Source organism: Clostridium sp. 1001271st1 H5 (assembly GCF_005845215.1).
Lineage (GTDB): Bacteria > Bacillota > Clostridia > Lachnospirales > Lachnospiraceae > Enterocloster.
In genome coordinates this window covers 1-4,951 of record NZ_SPHO01000049.1, presented here as the reverse complement: position 1 = coordinate 4,951, position 4,951 = coordinate 1, and the positions used below count along the sequence as shown (strand labels likewise).

General features: G+C 51.1%; 6 protein-coding genes. All 6 read left to right on the top strand.

All coding sequences use genetic code 11. From position 1 onward, the window contains the following. Window positions 1–263: 263 nt before the first annotated feature. Window positions 264–1,715 carry a hypothetical protein gene (locus tag FGS84_RS30330; protein WP_199488597.1) on the top strand — a complete coding sequence of 484 codons (1,452 nt, stop codon included), beginning with the start codon at window positions 264–266 and terminating at the stop codon, window positions 1,713–1,715. A gap of 253 nt (window positions 1,716–1,968) precedes the next feature. Beyond that, complete coding sequence (locus FGS84_RS30325; RefSeq protein WP_033119556.1) at window positions 1,969–2,235, top strand: type II toxin-antitoxin system RelB/DinJ family antitoxin; 267 nt, start codon at window positions 1,969–1,971, stop codon at window positions 2,233–2,235. Continuing rightward, entirely contained in the window at window positions 2,228–2,506 is a 279-nt protein-coding gene (locus tag FGS84_RS30320; RefSeq protein ID WP_021632616.1) for a type II toxin-antitoxin system YafQ family toxin, read from the top strand. The genes FGS84_RS30325 and FGS84_RS30320 overlap by 8 nt, the downstream gene beginning before the upstream one ends. Before the next feature lie 72 nt (window positions 2,507–2,578). Next, window positions 2,579–3,022 (top strand): hypothetical protein, encoded by a 444-nt coding sequence (locus tag FGS84_RS30315; protein ID WP_243130129.1) that lies wholly within the window; start codon window positions 2,579–2,581, stop codon window positions 3,020–3,022. A gap of 39 nt (window positions 3,023–3,061) precedes the next feature. Next, complete coding sequence (locus FGS84_RS31145; RefSeq protein WP_009274458.1) at window positions 3,062–3,205, top strand: hypothetical protein; 144 nt, start codon at window positions 3,062–3,064, stop codon at window positions 3,203–3,205. A 291-nt stretch (window positions 3,206–3,496) separates the two neighbouring features. Then, complete coding sequence (locus FGS84_RS30310) at window positions 3,497–4,744, top strand: plasmid recombination protein (RefSeq protein ID WP_138311858.1); 1,248 nt, start codon at window positions 3,497–3,499, stop codon at window positions 4,742–4,744. Window positions 4,745–4,951: the final 207 nt, after the last annotated feature.

Genomic DNA, 4,951 nt, shown 5'->3' with positions numbered 1-4,951 from the left:
AAAAGGGGGTGAGCGGAGGGGTGTTGGAAGTGTGGTAAACCTTGTTAGAGGTTTTCCAAGCCACTGTGGTAAACCCATCGGGTTTTCCATAGTGGCGGCACTTTCAATGACCCGCAGCGAGGGGGAAAAGGGGGAGGTGACTTTCTCTTTAAGGCGGCGTAGCCGCCGCTCTTTTGCTCCCCCTTTTCCCCCTTCCCGCCCGCAGGCGATCCCCGCCGCAGCGGATTTTCTTTTTGGTACTTTTTCTTTTGTGAGGTGGTAATATGACCGAGAATTATCGAGGCTGCTACGAGTATTTGAGCGCACAATATCCGGAGGTCGGAGGCTATGAGTTTTATAAAGAGCTGTTTCCGGACAATGAGAACTCCGGAGAACGGCACACGGATTTTTCCCATCCGAACGCTGTGTATCTGTATCGGGACGAACAGAGCGAGGATAAGAAGCTCCGGCGCAGGAAGATGTATAACGACACATGGGAACAGGATTACATGGAGTTTGTCGAGGGGAACAGCCTTACTTTGTGCAGCGGTCTTGCATATCGCAGAAAGGAGAACAGGCTGGAGAACGCCCAGCGGATGTATGCTCTGATCTTCGATCTGGATGGCGTAGGTCTTGCCGAGCTGCGCAACCTCTTTCTGCGCTTTGGCGGCGATCCGGAGCGAGTGCGCCGGTTGCCGATGCCGACTTTCCTTGTTCTGTCGGGGACAGGGCTGCATATCTACTATGTTTTCCAGCAGCCGATTGACCTATACCCGAATATAAAAATTCAGCTTAAAAGTCTGAAATATGACCTCACTTTCCGGCTATGGGAGTATGGCAGCACTTCGCAGGTCAAGGCGATCCAGTATCAATCCATCAATCAGAGCTTCCGCATGGTGGGCAGCATCAATGACAAGCATGGGACGGAGCTGGTCGCTTTCCGTACCGGAGAACGGGTAACGCTGGATTATCTGAACGCCTACGCAAAGCCAGAAAACAGGGTGGATGTCAATAAGCCTTTCAGCCCATCCAAAATGACACGAGCTGAGGCGAGGGAGGCATATCCGGAGTGGTATGAGCGTGTTGTTGTGAGAGGCGAGAAAGGACGCAAGAAGTGGGATATTGCCGGAAAGGTGCATGGTGATGATCCGTATGCGCTCTACCATTGGTGGCTGCGGCAGATCGGAGAGATAAAGGGCGGGCATCGGTATTTCTTTTTGATGTGCCTTGCTATCTATGCTTACAAATGCGGTGTGTCGAAGCAGCAGCTCCGGCAGGATATGAAAGAGGCTTTTGATGATCTGCAGATGGTGAAGCATGAGAACGCATTGACCGAGGAAGATATACGGAGTGCGCTGGAAGCCTACGACAAGGAGTATTACAATTTCACGATTTCCGATATTGAAGCTCTGACCGATGTTCGCATCGAGCGCAACAAGAGGAATGGTAGATCACAGAAAGAGCATTTGAAAAGAGCAAGGGCGGTGCAGGAAGTGGATTATCCTGGCGGCACATGGAGAAGAAAAGGGGCAGAAGAAAAGAAAGCGCAAGTCTATGCGTGGCGGCAGGAGCATCCAGAGGGACGCAAGGCCGATTGTCATAGGGACACCGGACTTGATCCGAAAACGATCCGCAAATGGTGGGACACCGTACCGGAGGGGCATATAACGGTCAAAATACGCCCATCACAGGCTTTGAGCGATCTGTTGGTGGAGGAATTTAAGAAAGGGCTGTAAACGCCACAGAAACGCCCTACAAGGCGTTTTCGGGGCGGGTAAGGGTTTTATATTACCCCACCGAAAACGAGGCTTGAAAACCGCGCGAAATAAGGCTTTTTCACCCCCTAAATGTACACGCTGCGGTGTTACCATATAGAAAGCACTGTTCATAGAAAAGTTGCAAAAAACATTTGCAATGCACTTGCAAATGTCACGAATATTGAATATAATATTAGTGCAAGCTAAAAATGACGAGGAAAGGAGTGCTATTATGGCTAAAGGAAATATGACGATAAGAATGGAGCCGGAGCTGAAAGCACAGGCGGCAGCTCTCTTTAAGTCCCTCGGAATGGATTTGAGTACGGCAACGGGTATTTTTTATCGACAGGCACTTAGGTGTCATGGACTTCCCTTTGAAGTCAAGGTTGACGAGCCGAATGCTGTTACCTATGCGGCGATGGAGGCGGCAGAAAAGGGAGAGGATATGTATGGTCCGTTTGATAGCGTTGCAGATCTGATGGAGGCGCTGAATGCTTAAGCCGGAGTTTTCGGGGCAGTTCAAACGAGATTACAAGCTTGCGATCAAGAGAGGCTGCGATCCGAAGAAGTTGGAGGAAGTGATCACGCTGTTGTGTAACGAGCAGCCGTTGCCGGAGGCGTATCGAGATCATGCTCTCACTAATTCCAGAAATTATAAGGACATGAGAGAATGTCACATCGAGCCGGACTGGCTGTTGGTCTATAAAGTTGTTCGGCAGACTTTGATTTTGAAATTGATAAGGACGGGATCTCATAGCGATTTGTTTTGAGATTAACTCTGGATGAAAGAGTGGTGATGATATTTGGCGGGTGTAATAACGGAAATTGCAATAGAATGTGGCGTGTCGGAACAGGCAGTTCGTGCATGGTGTAGGCGAAACCATGTTGCGAAAGATGCGAAAGGAAGTTTCGCAATCAGCGAAAGTCAAAAAACCGCCATATATCAGCATTATTTAGGTGTTGAACGAAAGCAAGTTTCGCAACCGGCGAAAGCAAGTTGCGAAACTTGCGAAACCACTTTGATCGCTATGCTGCAGGGAGAATTAGACCGGAAAAGCGAGCAACTTGCTGTAAAGGACAAGCAGATCGAGGAACTGAACGCAAGGTTGGCGGAGGTCAGCTCGGCGTTGGTGACGGCACAGCAGACTGCGGCAGCGGCCCAGGCTCTCCATGCTGGGACGATGCATCAGCAGCTTCTTTCCGGCAAGGCCGGAGCCGATCAGCCGGAGCGTGAGACAGAACCGGTTCAAAAGCGTAGCTGGTTTAGTAAGTTCTTTGGGGACTAAACAGAACGACAAATCGGGATTTGTAAAGGAGGATTTACAATGAAGAAAATTGGATTAGGTATTGCAATACTACTCTTTGCCATTATAATTTCTCTTTGCTCATCAGGAATGGGGCTGCTCGTTATCGGAATTGGGATTGTAGGATTGATTTTTTCAATCATAGGATTTATAGAACGCAAGTAAAATAACTTCCAGTTTATCGGTGGGATGAAGTTCGGGGAGCCGTCCGCAGACGGCAGGGGCAGCGCCCCTCCGGAGCTGGCAGAGCAGCAGGCACGAGCCGGCAGTGAAGCAGCTCCGGCAACCCCTCCCCTTTAGGGGCGCAAAGCACTTTCACACCGCTGCACCGATGGGGTGGCGGTGTGAAAGTGCTTTTGCGTTACTTTCTCACCAGAAAGTAACAAAGAGGTTATTTTTAGCGGAAATTTATGATAAAATAGAGGACGGAAGAATAAGCGGAAAGGGGGCGATTTTATGGGAGTTACGATTTCGGGTATGACAGGTGCAGGGAGCATCCGGCACAACAACCGCAGCTTCTCAGCGGCGAATGTAGACCGGAGCCGGACGGAGCAGAACATTGTTTTCTGCAACGAGGATCTGAAGCAGGTCTATCATATGGTCTTTGATGAAGCTCTCGCAGCCTACAACGCAAAGAAAACCAAAACGAGAGATAAGATACCGGACTACTATGAGCATATCCGGCAGAGTAAACAGGAAAAGCTGTTCCATGAAGCGATCTTCCAGATCGGCAACATGAGAGACTGTGGGTGCGGTACGCCGGACGGAGAACGGGCGGCGGCAGCTCTGAAAGATTTTGCGGAGTCTTTTGCAGAACGCAACCCCCATCTGCGGGTGTTCAATATGGTGCTGCACATGGACGAGGCAACGCCCCATCTCCATGTCGATTTTATCCCTGTGGCAACGGAGCAGTCAAGAGGACTTTCTACAAGGGTATCTATGAAACAGGCATTGAAGCAGCAGGGGTTTGTCGGTGTCGGCAGAAAGCAGACCGAATGGGCGGCGTGGATGGAACGGGAGAAAGAAGCTCTGACGGAGATCGCCCAGCGGCACGATTTTGAAATTATCTCTCTCGGCACGAACAGACCGCACATGGACTTGCCACAGTTCAAGGAAGCGGCTGCGAGGCTGGAAGCGGTGCAGCAGCAGACAGCGGCAGTAGAGCGGGAGGTTGCTGAGCTGGAACGGCAGCGGGACGCTCTGAAAGGCACTGTGCGGCTCTTAAAGGAGGCTGACAGGGTAAATGCACCCCTGCATGATATTCAGCCGGAAAAGACGCTCACAGGGGCAGTAAAGGGCGTGACGGTGGATCAGGTCGAGCAGCTAAAGAAAATGGCACTGCGCAGCGTGACGGATCGGCACAAGGTACAGGAGCTGACGGAGGAAAACACCCGTCTGCGGTCACAGGTGCCGTCCATGAAGAAGTGGCTGGAAGAAGCGCAGCGGCAGCAGAGGCTTGAACAGGAAAACCGGAGGCTGCGCGATGAAAACTATTATCTGCAATCCGAGCTGCAGGAGGAACGCAGCTTCACCGAGCGTCTGACGGACGGCATCGGTCGGATGCTGGACTTCTTGGAAGAACACTTGCCGGAGCGTCTGCGTCCTCTGCTTGAAAAGGCGAGGGAGCTGCTGCCCGATCCGGAGATCGGACAGCAGCAGGAGCAACAGCAGCACCAGCGAGGAATGGGCGGCATGGAGCTGTAAAAGAAGCCTGTCTGGAGGGCTTGAAAATCTCTTTCGGACAGGCTATAATAACAACTGAAAATAGGGAATTGCTGTATTGATAATCTAAGCCCCCTGTAAGGGTACTCCCAACCTATATTTTCTCTCTCTGAAAGGGAGAAAGTCGGAGGGGAAAAAGGGGGTGAGCGGAGGGGTGTTGGAAGTGTGGTAAACCTTGTTAGAGGTTTT

Bases quoted from the DNA above. Each gene is read 5' to 3' on its own strand.
- FGS84_RS30330 (WP_199488597.1), top strand. From the start codon at position 264: ATGACCGAGAATTATCGAGGCTGCTACGAGTATTTGAGCGCACAATAT.
- FGS84_RS30325 (WP_033119556.1), top strand. From the start codon at position 1,969: ATGGCTAAAGGAAATATGACGATAAGAATGGAGCCGGAGCTGAAAGCA.
- FGS84_RS30320 (WP_021632616.1), top strand. From the start codon at position 2,228: ATGCTTAAGCCGGAGTTTTCGGGGCAGTTCAAACGAGATTACAAGCTT.
- FGS84_RS31145 (WP_009274458.1), top strand. From the start codon at position 3,062: ATGAAGAAAATTGGATTAGGTATTGCAATACTACTCTTTGCCATTATA.
- FGS84_RS30310 (WP_138311858.1), top strand. From the start codon at position 3,497: ATGGGAGTTACGATTTCGGGTATGACAGGTGCAGGGAGCATCCGGCAC.